Below are 17,300 nucleotides of genomic sequence, written 5' to 3' on the forward strand. Positions count from 1 at the left end.
TGCTGGGCGGGTCCATGTGCGCCGCATTTTCACCCGAAGAGGATCTGTTGTTTGAAAAAACGGGTGCCACCGTGCTTAAGCGTCTGCGCAAGACGCGCAATCCGGCCGATCTGCTGTCCGTGCTGACGAGCACACATAAGGAATTTGACCGCGCTTACGACACCGCTCCATCCGCCGCCAAAGACGCAGTGGCTTGCCGCGCCGGTTGCGATTCGTGCTGTCATGTTCCGGTGGGCGTGCAGGCGCATGAAGTGTTGATCGCCGCGCAGTATGTGCAGACCCATTCATCGCCCGTGGAGTTGGATGAGCTGATTGCCAAAACCGCCAATCATCGCGAGGCGTTCGCCGGACGTTCGAGTTTCGAGCGTATGAATATGCGCAAGCCGTGCGTGCTGTTGCGTGAAGGCAGTTGTTCGATTTATCCGGCGCGACCGGAAGCCTGCCGCTCCCATCACAGTCACAGTGCCGAAGCCTGCCGTGCGAACTTTGCGAGCGGGCGCGAGGATATCGACGTGTATATCCCTGGAGTGCGCGGACGCATGTTTGCGGTAATGCTCGCGATGGATCAGGCCGTGGCCGAGGCGGGTTACGATGGGCAGGCGTATGATTTTGGATCGGCGTTGCACGAAGCGCTTACCGACAGCTTGTGCGCGGTGCGCTGGGTGCAAAGACAGCCGGCGTTTCCCGATTCGTGTCGTGAGGCCTCGGAAGAGGGTGATGACGAAGAATCCGGCGTGATGCGCTCCGAGGGTTATTTTCAGTAATGCCAGTCGACGGTTCAGGCTCACTTCCGCGGGATCTCACCACGATCAACCGTGAGTTTTATGAAGCGTTGTGGGCCGAGACTTACCTCGAGCAGCCGGAACGGTTTAATACGTGGCCGTTGGTGTCCGGCTTGTTGCCGCAAGCGCCGATGCGACTCGAATTAGGGCCGGGATTGCGTCCGCGACTGCCGGTGACGGGAACACATTTTGTCGATCTCAGTGAGACGGCGGTCAAACAACTGACCGCGCTCGGCGGACGGGCGAAGGTGGGACAGATTACGGCGCTGACGTTCGAAGCAGAGCAGTTTGATCTGGTGGCGGCGTTTGATGTGATCGAGCACGCGGAGGACGACCGGCGGGTCTTTGCGGAGCTCACGCGTGTGCTGAAAAAAGGAGGCGTGCTGCTGTGTTCGATTCCTTTGCATACGAAGCATTGGACGACCTTCGATGCGTGTGTCGGGCACGCGCGACGCTACGATCCGAGCGAATTGAAGGCACTGCTGGCTGATCACGGATTGGTGGTCGAGCAAAGTGCGGTGTTCGGCATGCAGCCCAACAACTCGTGGTTGTTGGATTATGGCGTGCGCATGCTCACTCAACACCGGCGGAAGGCGATGCGTTGGTATAACCGCGTGTTCATGCCGCTGGGCATGTTGTTTCAGAAGAAGCTGAGGTTTACAGCCGGCCTGATGAATACCGAAGGCGTCCACGAGGTGGCCTTGGTATGCCGGAAGAAATAAACTCAGGCGTTGATCAGGGCTTTGACCTGTGTGCCGAGCAGCTCGATGGCGCGCAGCATTTGAGGGTGGGGAAGCGAGGCGACGCTCATCTGAAAACTGAGGCGATCAATTCCGCCGAGTGATTCGCTGACGGAGCGGATCTTGGTGGCGACGGCCTGTGGGTCTCCGACAAGCAGGGCACCGGTGGGGCCGAGCAGTGCGTCGAACTGGCGGCGCGTCACCGGTGGCCAGCCACGCTCGCGGCCGATCTCGGTGAAGGCACGCGCGTAGCCGGGGAAAAACTCATCGGCAGCCTGTTGGGTGGTATCGGCGACATAGCCGAGCATGTGAAGACCGACGCGTAACTGTGCTGGCGCATGGCCGGCTTGCGCACCGGCTTTGCGGTATAAATCGATCAGCGGGCGGAACCGATGGGGTTCTCCGCCGATGATCGCGACCATGAGTGGCAGGCCGAGTTCTCCGGCCCGCATAAAGGATGCCGGCGTGCCACCGACGCCGAGCCAGATTGGCAATGATGCCTGCAGCGGACGGGGAAAAACGCCCTGGTGGTCCAAGGCGGCGCGATGGTTTCCAGCCCAGGTGATCGGGTTCTCCGCGCGGAGTTTCAGGAGGAGCTGAAGTTTCTCTTTAAAGAGCGAATCGTAGTCTTCGAGATCCAGTCCGAAGAGCGGATACGCTTCGACGAAGGACCCGCGACCCGCGACGATTTCGGCACGGCCCTGCGAGATCAGATCGATGGTGGCGAAGTCTTGAAACACGCGCACGGGATCGTCGGCGCTAAGCACGGTCACCGCGCTGGCGAGCCGGATGCGCCGCGTGAGTGCAGCGGCGGCGCCGAGTATCACAGCGGGCGAGGAATCGAGGAAATCATGCCGGTGGTGTTCGCCGATACCGAAGACATCCAGCCCGCTTTGATCGGCGAGGGTGATCTCCTCGAGGAGCTGTTGAAAACGCTCGACGGGTGAAGGCGTGATTCCCGTGACGGGATCGGGTCGGACGGCGACAAAACTATCCAGGCCAAGTTGCATGACGGCGTGATGAAGGTGGTTGCTGATCGTGTTCACGCTGTGTGCAACCGGGGGCGAGTCAAATGACGCGGTCGCTTCCGCGTCACGAGATATACTGTGCCTGCCCGAACTCAGGTTGTGCCGTCCGACGAACGAAACGTGTGCCAGGCGGCTTTGAACGGCCAGGTGACCACGAGCAGCACTCCGCCGATCACCGCGGAAACCGCGATCATGGGCCAGCGAACAGTTTTTAGCGCAGGACCGAGACCGCGTTGCAGTCCCGGCAATCGCGAGTAAGCCATGGTTGCGGCGGTGATGAGCACGATGCCGATAAATTTTTGTAACGCCGTGACGTGCACCGGGGCGCCGAGGAGATGGGAAACGATTTCCGTGACCAGGATGCAGCCGACGTAGCCGATGAGAATGAACGCCGTGTGTTCAAGAATCGGATACTTCTCCAGTAACTTCAGGCAGTAACCCGCCACGAAACGCAGGGCCAAAATGCCGATGAAAACGCCGAGGCAGACGACCCAGAGCTTGGGACTCATCGCGACAGCGGCCACCACGTTGTCCACACTCAGGCTCAGGTCCATGAGCTCGATGGCGGCGACCGTGCCCCAGAAGCTTTTACCCGCGACTTTGGCGATGCCGGCTTCTTCACGGGCCGCTTCCTCGGCCTTCGAGGTGAAGTGAGAGCACATCAGATAGATCAGGTAGGCGGCGCCGATGATCTTGAGCCAGGGATTGTCGATGATGTAGGCGGCGCCGGCCATCGCGAGGCCGCGAAACCCGTAGGCGCCGATGATGCCCCAGCGAAGCGCCTTGCGCTTTTGATCCTCGGGCAGGTGATTGGCCATCGCGGCGATCGCGAGGGCGTTGTCCACGCTCAGCAGGCCTTCGATCAAGATGAGCGAGAGAATGATCGGAATCGCGTCGATCCATTCGGCGCCCGAAGGAAAGGTCAGTGCGACCGGCAGGAGTGAGGCGAGGCAGTCCATGTAATAACAGGCGACTCGGAAGCGTCTTTACCCAACTGGCAACAGCGCAATTCAGCCGGTTGTTTCCTAGCTTGGACTTGGTGGTGAGCCGGAGAGAGTTTGCGCCCGATCACGAAAATCCGATGCAGCGTTAAGGGCGTTACGATTTTTTCGCGGACTGTTCGATGAGCAGGTTTTCGGGCATCGCCAGCAACGGATCACCGCTGGTCTGTTGTGCATCAACAGCAGCGATGAGGCGCTTCATGACTTCGACCAGCTCACGGGATTGGGAGGGCTTGACCAGGTAGGCGTTCGCACCGTTTTTCCGGCTGAAATCGATATCTGTAAGCTGGCTCGAAGACGTGAGCATCACGATCGGCAGCGCCGCGAACTTCCCATGACTGCGCACCCAGGCGAGCACTTCCAAGCCGGTGACCTCGGGCATTTTGATATCCAGTATAAGCAGCTGCGGCCGCGGGTGGGCGGTCTGGTCCGAATACGCGCCGATGCCGTCCAGATATGAAATCACATCGCTGCCATCGATCACGATCGTGAGCTGGGCTGGCGCCAGCGGAACGAACGCTCTTCTCATAAAGAACGCATCGTTCTCGTCATCCTCGGCGTATAAAACGTGGCTTAACAACATGGTTTAAATTCCTGCGGCTGATTCCAATTCCACGCAAAACGTGCAGCCGTTGCCCGGAGTTGATTCTACTTTGATGGATCCGCCCATGCGCTCGACGGCTTTCCGAACCACGGCGAGCCCGATTCCCGTGCCTTCTTCCTTATTGGGGGTGATTTGGTAGAAAATATCGAAGATCTTTTGTTGGGCGGCGGCGGGAATACCGATGCCGTTGTCCTGGATGAACAGGTTCACGCGACCGTGAGTGGCCTCGGTCCAGATTTTCACTTTGGGCTTGGTCCCCGCCGGCACAAACTTGATGGCATTAGAAAGCAGGTTGGACACGCATTGGGTCAATAGCGCGGGATTGGCCCGCACGGCGTGGAGCGGAACCGTCACGTTGATCTCGGTCTGCTGCGTGGTGAACTGGGGATAGGTTTCCACGATGCCGGAGATAAACGAACCGAGTGCGATGCGTTCCAGTGGCGTTTCGTTTTGCGCGACACGGCTGATGACGAGCACATCGCTGATGAGACGATCCATGCGATCCGACGCCGTGATGATACGGCGCGAATAATCCCTGGCCTCCTCGCTGGCCACGGCAGCAAACTCGTCTGCGAGAAGCTGCGCGTAGCTCTGCATGGCGCGCAACGGGGCGCGGAGGTCGTGGGAAATACTGTAAGAAAACGCCTCCAGTTCCTTGAACTTGGCATCGATTGTGGCGGTGCGTTCGGCGACACGTTGTTCCAAGTTGCGATTTTGCTGGGCCAGCAAGGATTCGGAGCTGCGTAGCGCTTCCTCGGTCTGGCGCATCGCGGTGATGTCACGCGAGACGCTGAGGATATTCACAATCTTTTGGTTGGCGTCCCGGATCGGCGTCACGATGACATCCCACCACTTGGCCGTGCCTGCGCAGGTCGGGCAGAATCCGCGGAAGCGTCCGGCGCCGCCCTCAAGGGCTGTTTTCAGGGCGGCTACAGCCTCGAGATGGGTGGGCGAATCAGCCCAGAAGTCTTGCCAGATCTTGTCTTTGATCGACGAGAAATCGCATACCTCCATGACGACCTTTCCGTTTTCGCTCATCCATTTCAGGCGCCCGTCCAGCTCCAGCACCTTCACGCAGTCGGTCGTGGCGCCCATGATGCTTTCGAGATAGGCGGCGTTTTCACGCACGGTCATTTCGGCCGCACGTTGCTCGGTCACGTCAAACACCACGTTGATCAGTCCGATGAGCTTGCCACTGGCATCAAACAACGGATCCGGATGCGGGACGATCCAGCGACGAGAACCATCGGGGCGGATGACCATCGCTTCCAGACCGCGAATAGAGCGTTGCTCACTGAGAGCGACGGCGGTTGCGCACGTTGCTTTGTCGACAGGCGTGCCATCTAGATAGTTCAGCTCGTGGGCGCAGCACCAGCGGTCACGGCCGATTTCCGGCTGCCGGCCAAAAAGCTGGACCGCCGCCTCGTTATAAAAACTAACGAAACCATTTTCATCCAGCGTGTAGCAGGCAACGGGGAGCGCGGTCAGCAACGCCGCCTGTTTTTGCTCCAGTGCACGCAGTTGAATCTCCGCCGTTTTGCGCACGGAAATATCGCTGAGCACACTGGTCCCGGCGGCCACGAAACGGGCGAGCGTTTCGATTACCCGCAGGTCCTCTTTGTCGAAGGGGCGGGGATTGGTATGGGAGATGATCCAGATCGTGCCGATGGCAACGCCCTGGCGGTAGAATGGCGTGAGCAACACTTCGCGGATCGGTGTCTTGAGATTCGCGATGTAAGGATAAAAGCGCTCGGGGTCCTCCATCAGATGAACCTCATTACGGTCCAGGACGACACCGCAGGGACTGAAGCGGCGGGGCAGGGTGCCGCCTTTGAAGGGCGCGAAGACGCCGGCGGTGGCATGCCAGCGGAACACTTCGTTTTCGCCATCCATCTCTTCAATGCTGATACCGGCCGAGTCGGCGTCGCAGAGCGACAAGGCGGTGTCCACGAGCACTTGAAGAATCGTTTCCGGCGCGGTTTCCAACGCGCGGACAATCTTCACCAGCGCCTCGTTCTCCGCTTTAAAATCGGGCTCGCGCGCGGATCGTGATGATAACTCCGACGTGATGTCGATGTCTTCAAGCGTGTTCATGCGGCAGGCGGATTGCAGAGTGGGCTGAAGCATGAAGGTGGTGTTTAAAGACGAAATATTGACGCGGAATTCGAGCCGGATTTGCGATTAAATGCACCACCCTAAACTCAAATGGCCACTTTAAAGACCATCCGGTTTGGGCGAAGATTTGACCCCTCGATAGGGCAATGATCGATGGTCGTCCGGTCAGGCTGTGGCAGGGCCCATTTTACGGGTTGTTTCAACCAAGGCGCCGGCGAGGGTTTGAACGGCTTTAAACGCACGCGTATCGATCAGGTTGCCATCGGCTTCGAATGCTTTGTTGGCATGCGGTAGAATCGCTTGCACAGGCACGACGTGGCAGCCGAGTTGAAGCAAGAGTTGCTGTGCGAGTTTCTGTGAACGCACGCCGCCAAAAGGCCCGGGCGAGGCCGAGACGACCGCGGCGACCTTGCCGGGAAACGGGTCCTCATCGGCGCGTGAGCACCAGTCGAGGGTGTTCTTCAGAAGCGGCGTGATCATCGAATTGTATTCCGGCGAGGCGATGAGCAGTCCGGGGTGACTGTTAATCAGTTCGATCAATTTAACCGCGTTGGACGGCAAGCCCTCGGCTTCTTCGAGATCACCGTGATACAGTGGCAACACGTAGTCGTTGAGATCGATCAACGTCACTTCACCGCCTGCTTCGCGCACGGCGGTCACCGCGACCGCGAGAAGTTTCCTGTTCAACGATTCACGCCGGGCACTGGCGGAAAAAGCGAGGATGCGAGGGGCGGATGACATGGTTGCATTTAATACATACGGCGGCTCACGCGCAAGCGGGCGCAGTGCAGGACAGTTTGCCCCGGCGGCTTAGTTGCTCTGCGGTCCGATGCGCAGCAGGCGGCCGTTTTCTGCATCGGTGAGCACATAGATAAATCCGTCCGGGCCTTGGCGCACGTCGCGCACACGGTCGCCGATGATGAGCGATTGCTGGCCGATCACGTTGCCCTCGACATCAAGGTCGATGTGGCGGACTTCTTTGCGCTTGAGCGATCCCGAAAAGAGGTCGCCGCGCCACTGAGGAAATTTGTCGCCCCTGTAGAAAAGGAGTCCGCTCGGGGCTTGGGCGGGTGACCATACGACGACCGGATCAACCATGCCGGGACGCGATGTTTCGCGGCTGATGATACCGAACGTGTATTCAATACTGTAAGTCGCGCGCGGCCAGCCGTAGTTGCCGCCGGCGGTGAGCCGGTTCAGTTCGTCGCCGCCGCGCGAGCCGTGTTCGTTGGCCCAGATGCGGCCGCTCACGGCATCGCGAGCGAGGCCTTGGACGTTGCGATGGCCGTAGGTCCAGATGAACGGATCAACACCCGCGCGGCCGGCGAAAGGGTTATCAGGCGGAACGGTGCCGTCGTCGCGCAGGCGGAGAATTTTGCCGAGCTGGCTGTCGAGTTTCTGCGCTTGTTCACGCATCAACTGGCCGTCGAGGCGCAAGGGTGGATTGCCCCCGTCGCCGAGTGCGAGGAGCAGTGTGCCGTCGGGCAGCCACAACAGCCGCGAGCCAAAGTGAGCGAAGCCGGGTTTGGCGGGCGAGACGATGTGAAGGACTTGAAAATCGGTGATGCTAGTGAGGTCTTCGGAAAGACGTCCGCGGGCAAGTCGCGTGCTGCTGCTCTCGGAGGTGCCGGTGCCATAGGTGAGATAGACCCAGCGGTTTTCTGCGAAATGCGGATGGAGAGAGACGTCCATCAAAAGACTGCGCTCACCGGAACGAATTTCCGACAAGCCGGAGATGGGCTCGGACGCCAGTGCGCCGTTGCGTGCGAGGCGAAGGTGGCCGAATTTTTCGGCGATCAACATTTCGCCGGTTGGGAGCCAAGCCACGGACCACGGGTGCACAAGTCCGTTGATCACGGTCACGGCTTGCCAGCCGGTGGCGTGAGGTGCTTTGCCCGTGGGCATGACGGGGCCGGAGGGCACGCGAAACATCCAAGTCAACGCGGCGGCGAGAGAAAGTGCGACGATGCCTGCGATGACCAAGGGGCGACGTTTCATTGAACCGCACGGTAGGTGCGAGGTGTTGTTGGTCAAGAAGCGGACCGGATGTTGAGGCGAAGAAGGCGAGTGTCTCTGCATCAACCAAAGACGGACCAGCCGGTGCGTTGCGCCAGCATCTCCAGGGCTGCGGTGCCGAGGAGTGAGTTGCCGCTGGCGTCGAGACCGGGCGACCAGACGGCGATGACTGCTTTGTTAGGAACGATCGCGAGAATGCCGCCGCCGACTCCGCTCTTGCCGGGAAGACCGACGCGAAACGCGAAATCGCCGGCTCCATCGTAATGGCCGCAGGTCATCATGAGGGCGTTAATACGACGCGCGCGACGTGGTGACACGACATTGAAACCCGTGGCGGGATTACGTCCATTGTTGGCGAGAAACAGGCCGGATTGCGCGAGCTGCCGGCAGGTCATGGCGATCGCGCATTGATGAAAATACACGCCGAGCACCTCGGCGGCGGGATGCCGGACCACGCCGAAGGAACGCATGAAGTGGGCGAGCGCCATGTTGCGGTCACCGTGGGCCTGCTCGGATTCGGCGACGAGCCGGTCGATGTTGATCGCATCGTCGTTGGCGAGGAAGCGCACGAAACGCAGGATTTCGCCAATGGCCTCCTTTGGACGATGTCCGCCGAGGATGACATCGGTGACGGCGATGGCGCCGGCATTGACGAAGGGATTGCGCGGTTTGCCCTGTTCTTGCTCGAGCTGGACGATGGAGTTGAAGGCGTTACCCGAGGGTTCGCGATCAACGCGCTCCCAGAGCCGGTCACCGATCTGGCCGAGGGCGAGCGTGAGCGTAAACAATTTAGAAATACTCTGGATCGAGAATGATTCGTCGGCATCGCCCGCCGTGATCACGGGGCCGTTCACGGGGGCCACCGCAATGCCGAATTTGTCCGAGGAAACTTTGGCCAGTTGCGGGATATAATCCGCCACCCGGCCCTTGTCAGCGCGGGTGCTCAACTCGAGGTGGATCTCGTTCACCCATTGTTTTAGCTCATCCATGCACGCAACCTAACGAGTGCCGGGCGGGAGACCAGCATGCTTACGCGGCGTGTGTTGAGGAATTTTCCGAGATGAGTCGGGGGAATTTTTTCAGCGGTGTCCTCCGGGACTGAGTTCGTTCGTTGAACTTCTGAAACCAAACGCCATTTAATTGTTCAACCGAGGACTCCCATGCCTACCCACACCATTCGCCTGCACCGCGTCTTTAAATCATCGCCGGAAAAAGTGTATCGCGCGTTTCTCGACGCCGATGCCATGTGCCGCTGGTTGCCGCCTTTCGGCTTCGTTGGAAAGATGCACCACTTCGAGCCGAAGGTTGGCGGCAGTTTCAAGATGTCGTTCATCAATTTCGGATCAGGCAAAGGGCACAGCTTTGGCGGCACCTTTCTGGAGCTCGTTCCTCACGAGCAGCTTCGTTACAATGACAAATTCGACGATCCCGCGTTGCCGGGAGAAATGACTGTGACGGTGACATTGAAAACGGTGCTCTGCGGAACCGAGATTAACATCGAGCAGTCGGGCGTGCCCGAGGTTATCCCGGCTGAGATGTGTTATCTCGGCTGGCAGGAATCGCTCATCCAGCTGGCTCACCTCGTGGAGCCGGAAATTCCAAAGTGATCATCCGCTGGTGTCGGTGCAGCTCGTTGATCCCGACGGCTGGCGAGTAGGATAAACGCAGCCAGTCCTGCGGTCGCACCGAGCCACGCCAGTAGGGTTGCGTAGGCTATAGGGACCGGCGTTGAGGCGCCGCAGATCTCGGGGCCACTCAAACCGAGGACCGCCCCCGCGCCGGCGTAGGCCAGCACGCACAGCATGCATTTGGGCGCGAGTGCGAGCAACGCCGCCGGCAGCAGCCAGTGGATGGCGCGACGCGGAACCTCAGGTTGTCGCGAAGGCATCGGCGGATTGCTCATAGCGGTCATGGTGACGAAGCCACTCCATGCCATAGTCCAAGCCTACCTCGTCGCGGCCCTTCGGAGTCAGATCGAGGATGTGATAGGTGCCCATGATGAACTCCACGCCGCGCCCGTAGGTGGAATAGGTGTGATAGATCGTGCCGGCTGCATCGCGCGTGAAGACACTGACACCGGGGGCTTCCTCGTGGGGGAATTCACGGCGACCGTAGTTGTAGTAAACTTGGTCCTCCGCCATCTGCTCCGGCGTGAAGGAGACGTGATAGTCGAAGTTGAAGTCGTTGTCGTGCGAGGAGACCCAGTTGACGTTCCATCCCATGCGTTTTTTGAACGGCAGGATCTCGGCGATCGGTGCGCGGGATACGGCGGCGAACGCTACATCGCGGGCGGGCAAGTGAACGGCGGCGGCGTTGAAATGATCCATCATGAAGGAGCAACTCTTGCAGCCCTCTTCCCAGCCGGGCCCCAGCATAAAATGTTGGATGACGAGCTGGCTGTGACCTGTGAAGAGATCCGCCAAGGTGACACGGCCCGCGGGCCCCGTGAAGGTGTAGGGCTTGTCGATTTTGATCCACGGCAACTGGCGGCGGCGGGCGGCGAGTTCATCTTGAAGATGGAGCAGCTTCTTTTCTTCGCGCAGGAGTTCGAGGCGGGCGGTGCGCCAGTTTTCTTCGGAGACGACAGGCGGGCGGGTGGATGCGTTGGTTATCATTGGGAGGCGAGGGTGGTTAGTTATGGGCAAGGCAGTGGCCTTGGGTGCGATTGCTGAGGGAAAACTACAGGAGGCGAGTTACGCGTTCTGTGCGTCGGTGTAGAGTTTCTGGTATTCGGCTTTGAGCTGCTTGTGCAGCGCCCAGAAAGGCGGAGGCGTCGTGTCTTCGAGCAAGGCCGCGAGCAGACTGAAATGCGTATGCCAACCGCTTGCGTAACCGGGAATGGAAGGGATGTCTTCGCCGCGTGCACGATGAGTGAGCACAAGGATGACCTGGTCGCCCTGCGGGGTGAGTTCGAAGGTGACTTCCGAAGAGTCGTCGAACGTGTAGCTCAACAAGCGCGGTGGCTCGAAACGAAGGATGGTCGAGGGCATCGTGAAGCCCTCTGCATTCATCTGTTTGTATTGCTCTGGAGGTTCTTCGTCGGGTGAGAGATTTTGGTGTTTGAAAACGAGGTCGTTTTTTCCGCCCGCCTTCGGTTCACAGGAACCGCCGGCAAACCAGCGCGCGCGTTTTGCGGGATCCGTGAGGTATTGCCAGATGCGTTCGATGGGACCGGGAAGGGTGCGCACGAGGCGGACTTCTGCCGGACCATTAAAAGAGCCGTATGAGTCGTTGGTTTTCATGATGATGATTTTTTCTTGGTAAGTTTCTTGGCATTGGCGGCGTCTTCCGCACGCAGCTCGCGTTCGAGGGCATCGAGGCGGCTCGACCAGACGGAGCGGGTTTTTTGCAACCACGCTTCGAGGTCGTCGAAGCCGTCGGGATTGAGTGCCTGGATGCGCGACTGACCCTCGGCTCGTGTAGAGACGAGACCGGCTTCGCGGAGAATGTTTAGGTGCTGCGAAATCGCCGGTGCGCTCATTTCGAACTCGGCGACGAGTTCACCCGAGGTCCGTTCGCGCGCGGCGAGCAGCTCGACAATTTTCCGTCGGGTGGGATCGGCAATGGCGGCAAGACTCTGCATGACGAAATAAATTAAGCTAAAGCTTAATTAAGCAATATTTAAATTATCGAACGCTTTGAGAAGCGCGGGTCGCGCCACCAACTTGGCGTTGCGAGGCATCGTGTGGCTGTTTCACTCTGCGCCATGTCTTTCGCCCAGCTGGCACTTCAATCCGTCGAGTTCGCGCATCCGGGAATGACTGCGCCTTTATTCACCGATTTGACGGTGCAATTTCCTTCCGGCTGGACGGGTATCGTCGGTCCCAATGGAGCGGGGAAGACGACGCTGCTGAAGGTCGTTACCGGCGAACTCGCGGTGCAGTCCGGCTCGGTGCATCGGCAGGGGCTGGCGCTCTATGTTGCCCAACGCACCGACGAGCCGCCGGAGATGTTTGAGGATTTTATCTGGGCGCCTGATGCCACCGTGCTCAAGGCGCGGTTGCGCGTGAGTGAAGACTGGCCGGACCGTTGGTCGACGCTCAGCCACGGCGAACGCAAGCGTGCGCAAATCGCGGTGGCACTTTGGCGCGAGCCGGCGGTGCTCGCGCTCGATGAGCCGAGCAATCACATCGATGCCGATGCGCGGCGGTTGCTGCTGCTGGCGCTGACGGAGTTTACAGGAATCGGGCTGCTGGTGAGTCACGATCGTGCGTTGTTGGATGAACTGTGCACACAGTGTTTGATCATCGATCCGCCGGACGCGGTGATGCGGCCGGGTGGTGTTACCGAGGCAATGGAACAGCAGGATAGCGAAGAGAAATCAGCGCGCCATGCCGACGACATCATGCGCCGCACCGAGAACCGTCTCCGTGACGAAGCCCAGCGACGTCGGGTGGTTGCCGAGCAAAAGTCCGCGGCTTCACGTGGTTCCAAGCAGATCAAAATTCCGATCAACGATCATGACGGACGCGCTCAACGGAACCTCGCCAAGATGTCGGGCAAAGACGCCTACGCCGGAAAAATGGTCGCGCAGATGAATCAGCGCGCGGGCAAGGTCGCGACACAACGCTCCGAGACCACGCTGAAGAAGCGCTACGAAACCGGCATATGGGTGGATGGCGCTTCTTACATGCCGAGGGATTTTTTGCTGCGTCTGCCGGCGGGCAGTCTGCCGCTGGGTGGCGGACGTCATTTGAACTTTCCGGATCTGGAGATTGGTGGAACGAGTCGCATCGCGATCACGGGTGCCAACGGACTCGGCAAGAGCACGCTGATCAATCATCTGCTGGCGCATCTGCAGTTGCCCGAGGAAAAGTTGGTGTCCGTGCCGCAGGAAATCTCGGCAGAGGATTCGCGCGTTTTACTGGAGGCGGTGAAGCGCCTGCCCAACGACGAACGCGGGCGCGTGATGACTACGATCAGCCGGCTCGGTTCGCGTCCGGCTCGTTTGTTGGAGAGTGCGCTGCCAAGTCCGGGTGAAGTGAGGAAGCTGCTCCTCGCGATCGGCATCGTGCGTGGTCCGCATCTCATCGTGATGGATGAGCCGACGAATCACATGGATCTGCCGGGAATCATGTGTCTCGAAGGCGCGCTGGTGGATTGTCCCTGCGCGATGCTGCTGGTAAGCCACGACGAAGAATTCCTGAAGAAAATTACCGCGATCGAATGGCATCTCTCGCGGGATGGGACTGGGGACACCCGGCTCGAAATTGTGGCTTGAGCGGACATGAAAAAACCGCCGGCGGAAAAATCCGGCGGCGGTTGAGAAACGGTAATGCGGGGCTAAGCCCGACGGCCGTGTGGTTGCTTACTCGAGACCCTTGGCCTTGAGGAGCGCGGCGAGTTCGACGGGATCGGCGACGCCTTGCACGGTGTTGAGCAGACCGAGAACCTTGAGACGCTCGTCGGAGCTGCAGCTGGAGATCTCGATCATCCAGTCTTCGGACTTGGGGGCGGCGACGATCACCTCGTCGGACCATGCGATGACCTCGGCGGCGTCGATGACGCCGGAAGTGATGCCTTTGATGTAGTATTCAGCCTGGGTGCGGTAGTTCATGGATGCAGCGACTGTGGTGGTCCCGGCACGAGAGCCAAGGCGGAAATCTTCCGATAAAAAGGCCTTGTTTCCCGAGTGGAAAACAAGGCCATGCCTGACGAGGCTTACTGCTGGATCAGTTTGAGCTGAGGCTGATTGGCGGCGGCTTCGCGGGAGTTAAACGTGATGTTGGTGGTGCTGCCGGCGGTGAGCGATTGGATTACCAACGTCACCGTGTTGCGGCCGGCGGCCTTCTCCTGCTGGAGATAGGCGGTCACGTCCCATTCAAACCACGTTCCGACCGGACTGCTGCCGGGTATGGTGACAGTCGCGAGCGATGAACCGGTGGCGGCGGGCTTGGTGCCCCACGTGATACCGGTTTCAAGCCAGCTGGTGTTAGCGCAAGCGTAGATACCGATAGAGCGGCTGGTGGTGTTGGCATCTTGAATACACAGGCGAACCTTGCCCGAGCTGAGTGCGCCGGAGGCGCTGCTCAGATCAAACTTGAGGTAGGCCTGACGATTCCAGTCGACCGCATCGAGTTTCACCGTGAGCGCGGGATCAGCGCCGTAGTTGGTCGAGGCGCTGACGCCGTCCTTCACAAAGGCATCGGCCGAGGCGGCGAGCGTGATGTCGTTGGCGACGACTTTCAACTGAGGCTGGTTGCTGGCGGCCTGGCGGGAATTGAAAGTGACGCCGGTTGTGCTGCCCTGCGTGGACGATTGCAGCACGAGCGTCACCGTGTTGCGACCGGCGGCTTTCTCCTGCTGCAGGTAGGTGGTCACGTCCCATTCAAGCCAAGTGCCGGCGGCGAGACCGCCGGGAATCGTGACGGATGAGAGCGCGGCGCCGGTGGTGGCGGGTTTGGTGCTCCACGTGATGCCGCTTTCAGACCAGCTGCTGTTGGCGCTGGCGTAGAGGCCGATGGAGCTGCTGGCTGCGCCGGCCGACTGCACGCACAGGCGAACCCGACCCGAGTTAATCGGACCGGAGACGCTGCTCAGATCGAACTTGAGGTAGGTCTGGCGATTCCAGTCCACCGCATCGTTTTTCACAGTGAGTCCGGTATCCGTGCCGTAGTTGGTCGAGGCACTGACGCCGTCTTTGACGAAGGCATCGGCCGAAGCGGCGAGCGTAACGTCGCCGGCCACAGAGCCCACCATCACGCCGTTGCCGGTGGTGCCAAAAAACACGCGGCCGTAAACCTGACGGTCAGCCGTCATGCTGTTGGGATTCACGCCGATTTGTGGCGGACCGAGATTGGTCCAGGAAACGCCGTTGTTGTCGGAGCGGAAAAGGCTGTCCGCGATATTATTGACCGTGCCGAAAACATAGATCGCGGGAACCGTCGGGCTGTCGGGCGAGGCTTTGCCCACCGACATGAACTCCGCGCTTTGCACGTTGGTGATCTTGGTGAAAGACGCACCCGAGTTGGTCGAATGATAAAGTCCTTCGGTGATAATGCCGACCCAGACATCGCCTTCCTTGCCCGGCGTGGTGTCCACGGTCAGGTTGTTTTGCGGCCACGAATACGGGAGCGCTCCGCCTGCGGAAAAGGTCACGCCGGCATCGGTGCTCACATACATTTTGGAGTTATGATAAACGTAGAACTTGTTTCCGTTCACTTTGTCGGCGGCCAAGGGATAGCGGGGGCCGGCCGAAAAGAGATTGTTTCCACCAATGATAATGCCAACGGGCAGGGTCGGAATCGCGGTCCAGGTCACCCCGCGATTGGCGGAGCGATAGGAGCCGTTTTGCTGGGTGACCCACACCATGGTTTCGCTGGTGGCTGAGACGGCGACACGACCACCGGCGGCATCTGAGGGGCTGGTCCATTGCGTATAGGACGTGCCGCCGTTGGTGGAGTATCCGGCATAGGCCGCACCGTCCCAACCTACGCGACCAACGCGTGCGATGAAGTCGGGATTCGTTTCCTGCACGGCTACACCGGTCATGTTGCCGGTTCCCGGTTTGGCGAAGGTCCACGGAAAGAACGTCATCATGCCGATCGAGGGCGACGTGGTGAGGGACTTGTGATCCCAACCGCCGATATCGGCGATGCTGGAGAGCAGGACATTGCTGCCCGAGGGCGGAGACAGAAGCGTGCCGATGGAAACAGTTTCTTCGTGGCCTGCGGCGCGGGCTTTCCATGTGATGTTGGCGGGCGTCGCCCACACGTCGGTGGTTTGATAGGCAAAGAAGAAATCGCTGAACCAGACGCTGCTCGAGTTAAACGGATCCCAGCAAAAACTCGTCGAGGCCTGACCGATGCTGGTGTCAAACCAAGGTGCCTCGGACTTGTCGGCGATCCGGTTCATGAAGGTCCAAGTCGCTCCGCCGTCGTTGGAGCGGTAGTGATTAAAAGGGCCGTAGTTCGGGGTGAACGTGCTGCTGTTCACGACGACTTGGAGACTGTTCTGCGGATTGACCGCCACGCCTGCGTAAGCGGCGGAAGCGGGCGGGGTGATGGTGGCCCAGCTGCTGCCGTTCCACTTAAACACGCCACCGCCGGGAGTCGTGGACCACGGGTTGCCGGCCGTCACATAGAGCGTGCCATTGGAATGAGCGTCGGCTTTGACCACACCGGTCGGGCTGCCCGCCATCAATGTGAACGAGGCGCCGCCATCGGTGCTGCGATACACGCCGTTGGAGCACCCGAGGTAAATGTTTTTGGTCACACCACCGACGAGTCCGCCGCTGACGTCGAACTGCACGAAGCTTCCGTAGAGATCGTTGATCTTCGTCCACGACGCACCGGCGTCGGTGGACTTGAAGGTTCCGTTCGTGGCGGTGACCGTCGCACTGGAGCGAGTCGTGACATACACGACATTGCTGTTCAACGGATCGACCGCGATGCGTTGTCCGGCGCCCTGTTCGCTATTGGGTTTAACATCGATCAGAATGGAGCAGGCCGCCCAGGTGTCTCCCCGGTTGGAAGATTTCAAGACCGTGCCATCGACGCTCCACGGACCGCCGACCGTCGCGTAAAGCGTGTTGCCCGTCGTGTCGGCCGGGGCAAAGGCAAGGCGGGCCGCTGCATGGCGATTATCCCAGCCGCTGACCGAATTTTTGTAGAACAGGCCTTCCCAACGTTGGGTTGTGTGGTTCCAGCGGTAGGGCGTGCCCACATCCGTGGTGATGAAAAAAAGATTCTGCACCTTCGGATGGGCCTGGACGGTGGTGGTCGCACCGCCGCCGCCGATGCGGACGGTATTCCAGTTCATGGCTTGGGCAGTTGCGGCGATACACGAACTCAGGAACAGGCCTACAAGCAGGCCGAAGCGCAGAGGGGTTTTAATGAACCGTGGGGTAATATTCATGGTTATGGGGTGGAGTTTTCTTCTCGCAGGGGAGCGCGAAGCAAAGGGGGATGAACCGCAAAAGACCTAGCTGGGAAAGCCAGCGTCGTAGGATGATAAGGGGTGGGGACAAGCTAACAGAAAGAGAAGCGACCTATCCCGTAGCGGATGAACTCAGG

At 59.7% G+C, this 17,300-nt stretch carries 17 protein-coding genes; 4 read left to right on the plus strand and 13 right to left on the minus strand.

The genetic code is table 11. The features are described from left to right. Positions 1–14: 14 nt before the first annotated feature. Positions 15–764, plus strand: a complete 750-nt coding sequence (locus tag FPL22_RS01640; protein ID WP_144228380.1) for a YkgJ family cysteine cluster protein — start codon at positions 15–17, stop codon at positions 762–764. Next, positions 764–1,504 (plus strand): class I SAM-dependent DNA methyltransferase, encoded by a 741-nt coding sequence (locus FPL22_RS01645; RefSeq protein ID WP_144228381.1) that lies wholly within the window; start codon positions 764–766, stop codon positions 1,502–1,504. The genes FPL22_RS01640 and FPL22_RS01645 overlap by 1 nt, the downstream gene beginning before the upstream one ends. A gap of 2 nt (positions 1,505–1,506) precedes the next feature. Here the strand turns inward: FPL22_RS01645 and FPL22_RS01650 are convergent, their stop codons facing one another. The 7 genes from FPL22_RS01650 to FPL22_RS01680 all read right to left on the minus strand — a co-directional run bounded on the left by FPL22_RS01650 (position 1,507) and on the right by FPL22_RS01680 (position 9,275). Then, on the minus strand, positions 1,507–2,532 hold the full coding sequence (locus tag FPL22_RS01650) for an LLM class flavin-dependent oxidoreductase (RefSeq protein WP_144228382.1): 1,026 nt from the start codon (positions 2,530–2,532) through the stop codon (positions 1,507–1,509). 110 nt (positions 2,533–2,642) lie between these two features. Beyond that, positions 2,643–3,509: a DUF475 domain-containing protein gene (locus tag FPL22_RS01655; protein WP_144228383.1), complete on the minus strand. Its 867-nt coding sequence runs from the start codon at positions 3,507–3,509 to the stop codon at positions 2,643–2,645. A 139-nt stretch (positions 3,510–3,648) separates the two neighbouring features. Continuing rightward, positions 3,649–4,080, minus strand: a complete 432-nt coding sequence (locus tag FPL22_RS01660; RefSeq protein WP_203235094.1) for a response regulator — start codon at positions 4,078–4,080, stop codon at positions 3,649–3,651. A 57-nt stretch (positions 4,081–4,137) separates the two neighbouring features. Beyond that, positions 4,138–6,282 (minus strand): ATP-binding protein, encoded by a 2,145-nt coding sequence (locus FPL22_RS01665; protein WP_144228385.1) that lies wholly within the window; start codon positions 6,280–6,282, stop codon positions 4,138–4,140. A 153-nt stretch (positions 6,283–6,435) separates the two neighbouring features. Further along, a complete protein-coding gene (locus tag FPL22_RS01670) occupies positions 6,436–7,011 on the minus strand; it encodes an NADPH-dependent FMN reductase (RefSeq protein WP_144228386.1) in 576 nt (191 codons plus the stop codon). 69 nt (positions 7,012–7,080) lie between these two features. Continuing rightward, complete coding sequence (locus FPL22_RS01675) at positions 7,081–8,268, minus strand: PQQ-dependent sugar dehydrogenase (RefSeq protein ID WP_144228387.1); 1,188 nt, start codon at positions 8,266–8,268, stop codon at positions 7,081–7,083. Positions 8,269–8,348: 80 nt separating this feature from the next. After that, complete coding sequence (locus FPL22_RS01680) at positions 8,349–9,275, minus strand: glutaminase (protein WP_144228388.1); 927 nt, start codon at positions 9,273–9,275, stop codon at positions 8,349–8,351. 171 nt (positions 9,276–9,446) lie between these two features. Here FPL22_RS01680 and FPL22_RS01685 point away from each other — a divergent pair, with 171 nt between their 5' ends. Further along, positions 9,447–9,893 carry an SRPBCC family protein gene (locus FPL22_RS01685; protein WP_144228389.1) on the plus strand — a complete coding sequence of 149 codons (447 nt, stop codon included), beginning with the start codon at positions 9,447–9,449 and terminating at the stop codon, positions 9,891–9,893. On the opposite strand, the gene FPL22_RS01690 is transcribed toward FPL22_RS01685, so the two are convergent. The 4 genes from FPL22_RS01690 to FPL22_RS01705 form a co-directional block, all read right to left on the minus strand. Further along, the gene (locus FPL22_RS01690; protein ID WP_144228390.1) at positions 9,863–10,174 is read right to left on the minus strand and encodes a hypothetical protein; all 312 of its coding nucleotides are present in this window, start codon (positions 10,172–10,174) and stop codon (positions 9,863–9,865) included. The genes FPL22_RS01685 and FPL22_RS01690 overlap by 31 nt on opposite strands. Further along, the gene (locus FPL22_RS01695; protein WP_144228391.1) at positions 10,155–10,901 is read right to left on the minus strand and encodes a DUF899 domain-containing protein; all 747 of its coding nucleotides are present in this window, start codon (positions 10,899–10,901) and stop codon (positions 10,155–10,157) included. Before FPL22_RS01695 ends, FPL22_RS01690 begins: the two co-directional genes overlap by 20 nt. Before the next feature lie 78 nt (positions 10,902–10,979). After that, positions 10,980–11,528, minus strand: a complete 549-nt coding sequence (locus FPL22_RS01700) for an SRPBCC family protein (RefSeq protein WP_144228392.1) — start codon at positions 11,526–11,528, stop codon at positions 10,980–10,982. Further along, positions 11,525–11,869 (minus strand): metalloregulator ArsR/SmtB family transcription factor, encoded by a 345-nt coding sequence (locus FPL22_RS01705; RefSeq protein WP_144228393.1) that lies wholly within the window; start codon positions 11,867–11,869, stop codon positions 11,525–11,527. Before FPL22_RS01705 ends, FPL22_RS01700 begins: the two co-directional genes overlap by 4 nt. Positions 11,870–11,992: 123 nt before the next feature. On the opposite strand from FPL22_RS01705, the gene FPL22_RS01710 reads away from it, so the two are divergent. After that, on the plus strand, positions 11,993–13,507 hold the full coding sequence (locus tag FPL22_RS01710; RefSeq protein ID WP_144228394.1) for an ATP-binding cassette domain-containing protein: 1,515 nt from the start codon (positions 11,993–11,995) through the stop codon (positions 13,505–13,507). Positions 13,508–13,594: 87 nt separating this feature from the next. On the opposite strand, the gene FPL22_RS01715 is transcribed toward FPL22_RS01710, so the two are convergent. Both FPL22_RS01715 and FPL22_RS01720 read right to left on the minus strand, forming a co-directional pair. After that, positions 13,595–13,843 carry a hypothetical protein gene (locus FPL22_RS01715; RefSeq protein ID WP_144228395.1) on the minus strand — a complete coding sequence of 83 codons (249 nt, stop codon included), beginning with the start codon at positions 13,841–13,843 and terminating at the stop codon, positions 13,595–13,597. 104 nt (positions 13,844–13,947) lie between these two features. Then, positions 13,948–17,142 carry a CBM96 family carbohydrate-binding protein gene (locus tag FPL22_RS01720; RefSeq protein ID WP_144228396.1) on the minus strand — a complete coding sequence of 1,065 codons (3,195 nt, stop codon included), beginning with the start codon at positions 17,140–17,142 and terminating at the stop codon, positions 13,948–13,950. Between the last annotated feature and the right edge of the window lie 158 nt (positions 17,143–17,300).

The organism is Rariglobus hedericola (assembly GCF_007559335.1).
GTDB classification, from domain to species: Bacteria; Verrucomicrobiota; Verrucomicrobiia; order Opitutales; family Opitutaceae; genus Rariglobus; species Rariglobus hedericola.

Bases quoted from the DNA above. Each gene is read 5' to 3' on its own strand.
- FPL22_RS01640 (WP_144228380.1), top strand. From the start codon at position 15: ATGTGCGCCGCATTTTCACCCGAAGAGGATCTGTTGTTTGAAAAAACG.
- FPL22_RS01645 (WP_144228381.1), top strand. From the start codon at position 764: ATGCCAGTCGACGGTTCAGGCTCACTTCCGCGGGATCTCACCACGATC.
- FPL22_RS01650 (WP_144228382.1), bottom strand. From the start codon at position 2,532: ATGCAACTTGGCCTGGATAGTTTTGTCGCCGTCCGACCCGATCCCGTC.
- FPL22_RS01655 (WP_144228383.1), bottom strand. From the start codon at position 3,509: ATGGACTGCCTCGCCTCACTCCTGCCGGTCGCACTGACCTTTCCTTCG.
- FPL22_RS01660 (WP_203235094.1), bottom strand. From the start codon at position 4,080: ATGAGAAGAGCGTTCGTTCCGCTGGCGCCAGCCCAGCTCACGATCGTG.
- FPL22_RS01665 (WP_144228385.1), bottom strand. From the start codon at position 6,282: ATGCTTCAGCCCACTCTGCAATCCGCCTGCCGCATGAACACGCTTGAA.
- FPL22_RS01670 (WP_144228386.1), bottom strand. From the start codon at position 7,011: ATGTCATCCGCCCCTCGCATCCTCGCTTTTTCCGCCAGTGCCCGGCGT.
- FPL22_RS01675 (WP_144228387.1), bottom strand. From the start codon at position 8,268: ATGAAACGTCGCCCCTTGGTCATCGCAGGCATCGTCGCACTTTCTCTC.
- FPL22_RS01680 (WP_144228388.1), bottom strand. From the start codon at position 9,275: ATGGATGAGCTAAAACAATGGGTGAACGAGATCCACCTCGAGTTGAGC.
- FPL22_RS01685 (WP_144228389.1), top strand. From the start codon at position 9,447: ATGCCTACCCACACCATTCGCCTGCACCGCGTCTTTAAATCATCGCCG.
- FPL22_RS01690 (WP_144228390.1), bottom strand. From the start codon at position 10,174: ATGCCTTCGCGACAACCTGAGGTTCCGCGTCGCGCCATCCACTGGCTG.
- FPL22_RS01695 (WP_144228391.1), bottom strand. From the start codon at position 10,901: ATGATAACCAACGCATCCACCCGCCCGCCTGTCGTCTCCGAAGAAAAC.
- FPL22_RS01700 (WP_144228392.1), bottom strand. From the start codon at position 11,528: ATGAAAACCAACGACTCATACGGCTCTTTTAATGGTCCGGCAGAAGTC.
- FPL22_RS01705 (WP_144228393.1), bottom strand. From the start codon at position 11,869: ATGCAGAGTCTTGCCGCCATTGCCGATCCCACCCGACGGAAAATTGTC.
- FPL22_RS01710 (WP_144228394.1), top strand. From the start codon at position 11,993: ATGTCTTTCGCCCAGCTGGCACTTCAATCCGTCGAGTTCGCGCATCCG.
- FPL22_RS01715 (WP_144228395.1), bottom strand. From the start codon at position 13,843: ATGAACTACCGCACCCAGGCTGAATACTACATCAAAGGCATCACTTCC.
- FPL22_RS01720 (WP_144228396.1), bottom strand. From the start codon at position 17,142: ATGAATATTACCCCACGGTTCATTAAAACCCCTCTGCGCTTCGGCCTG.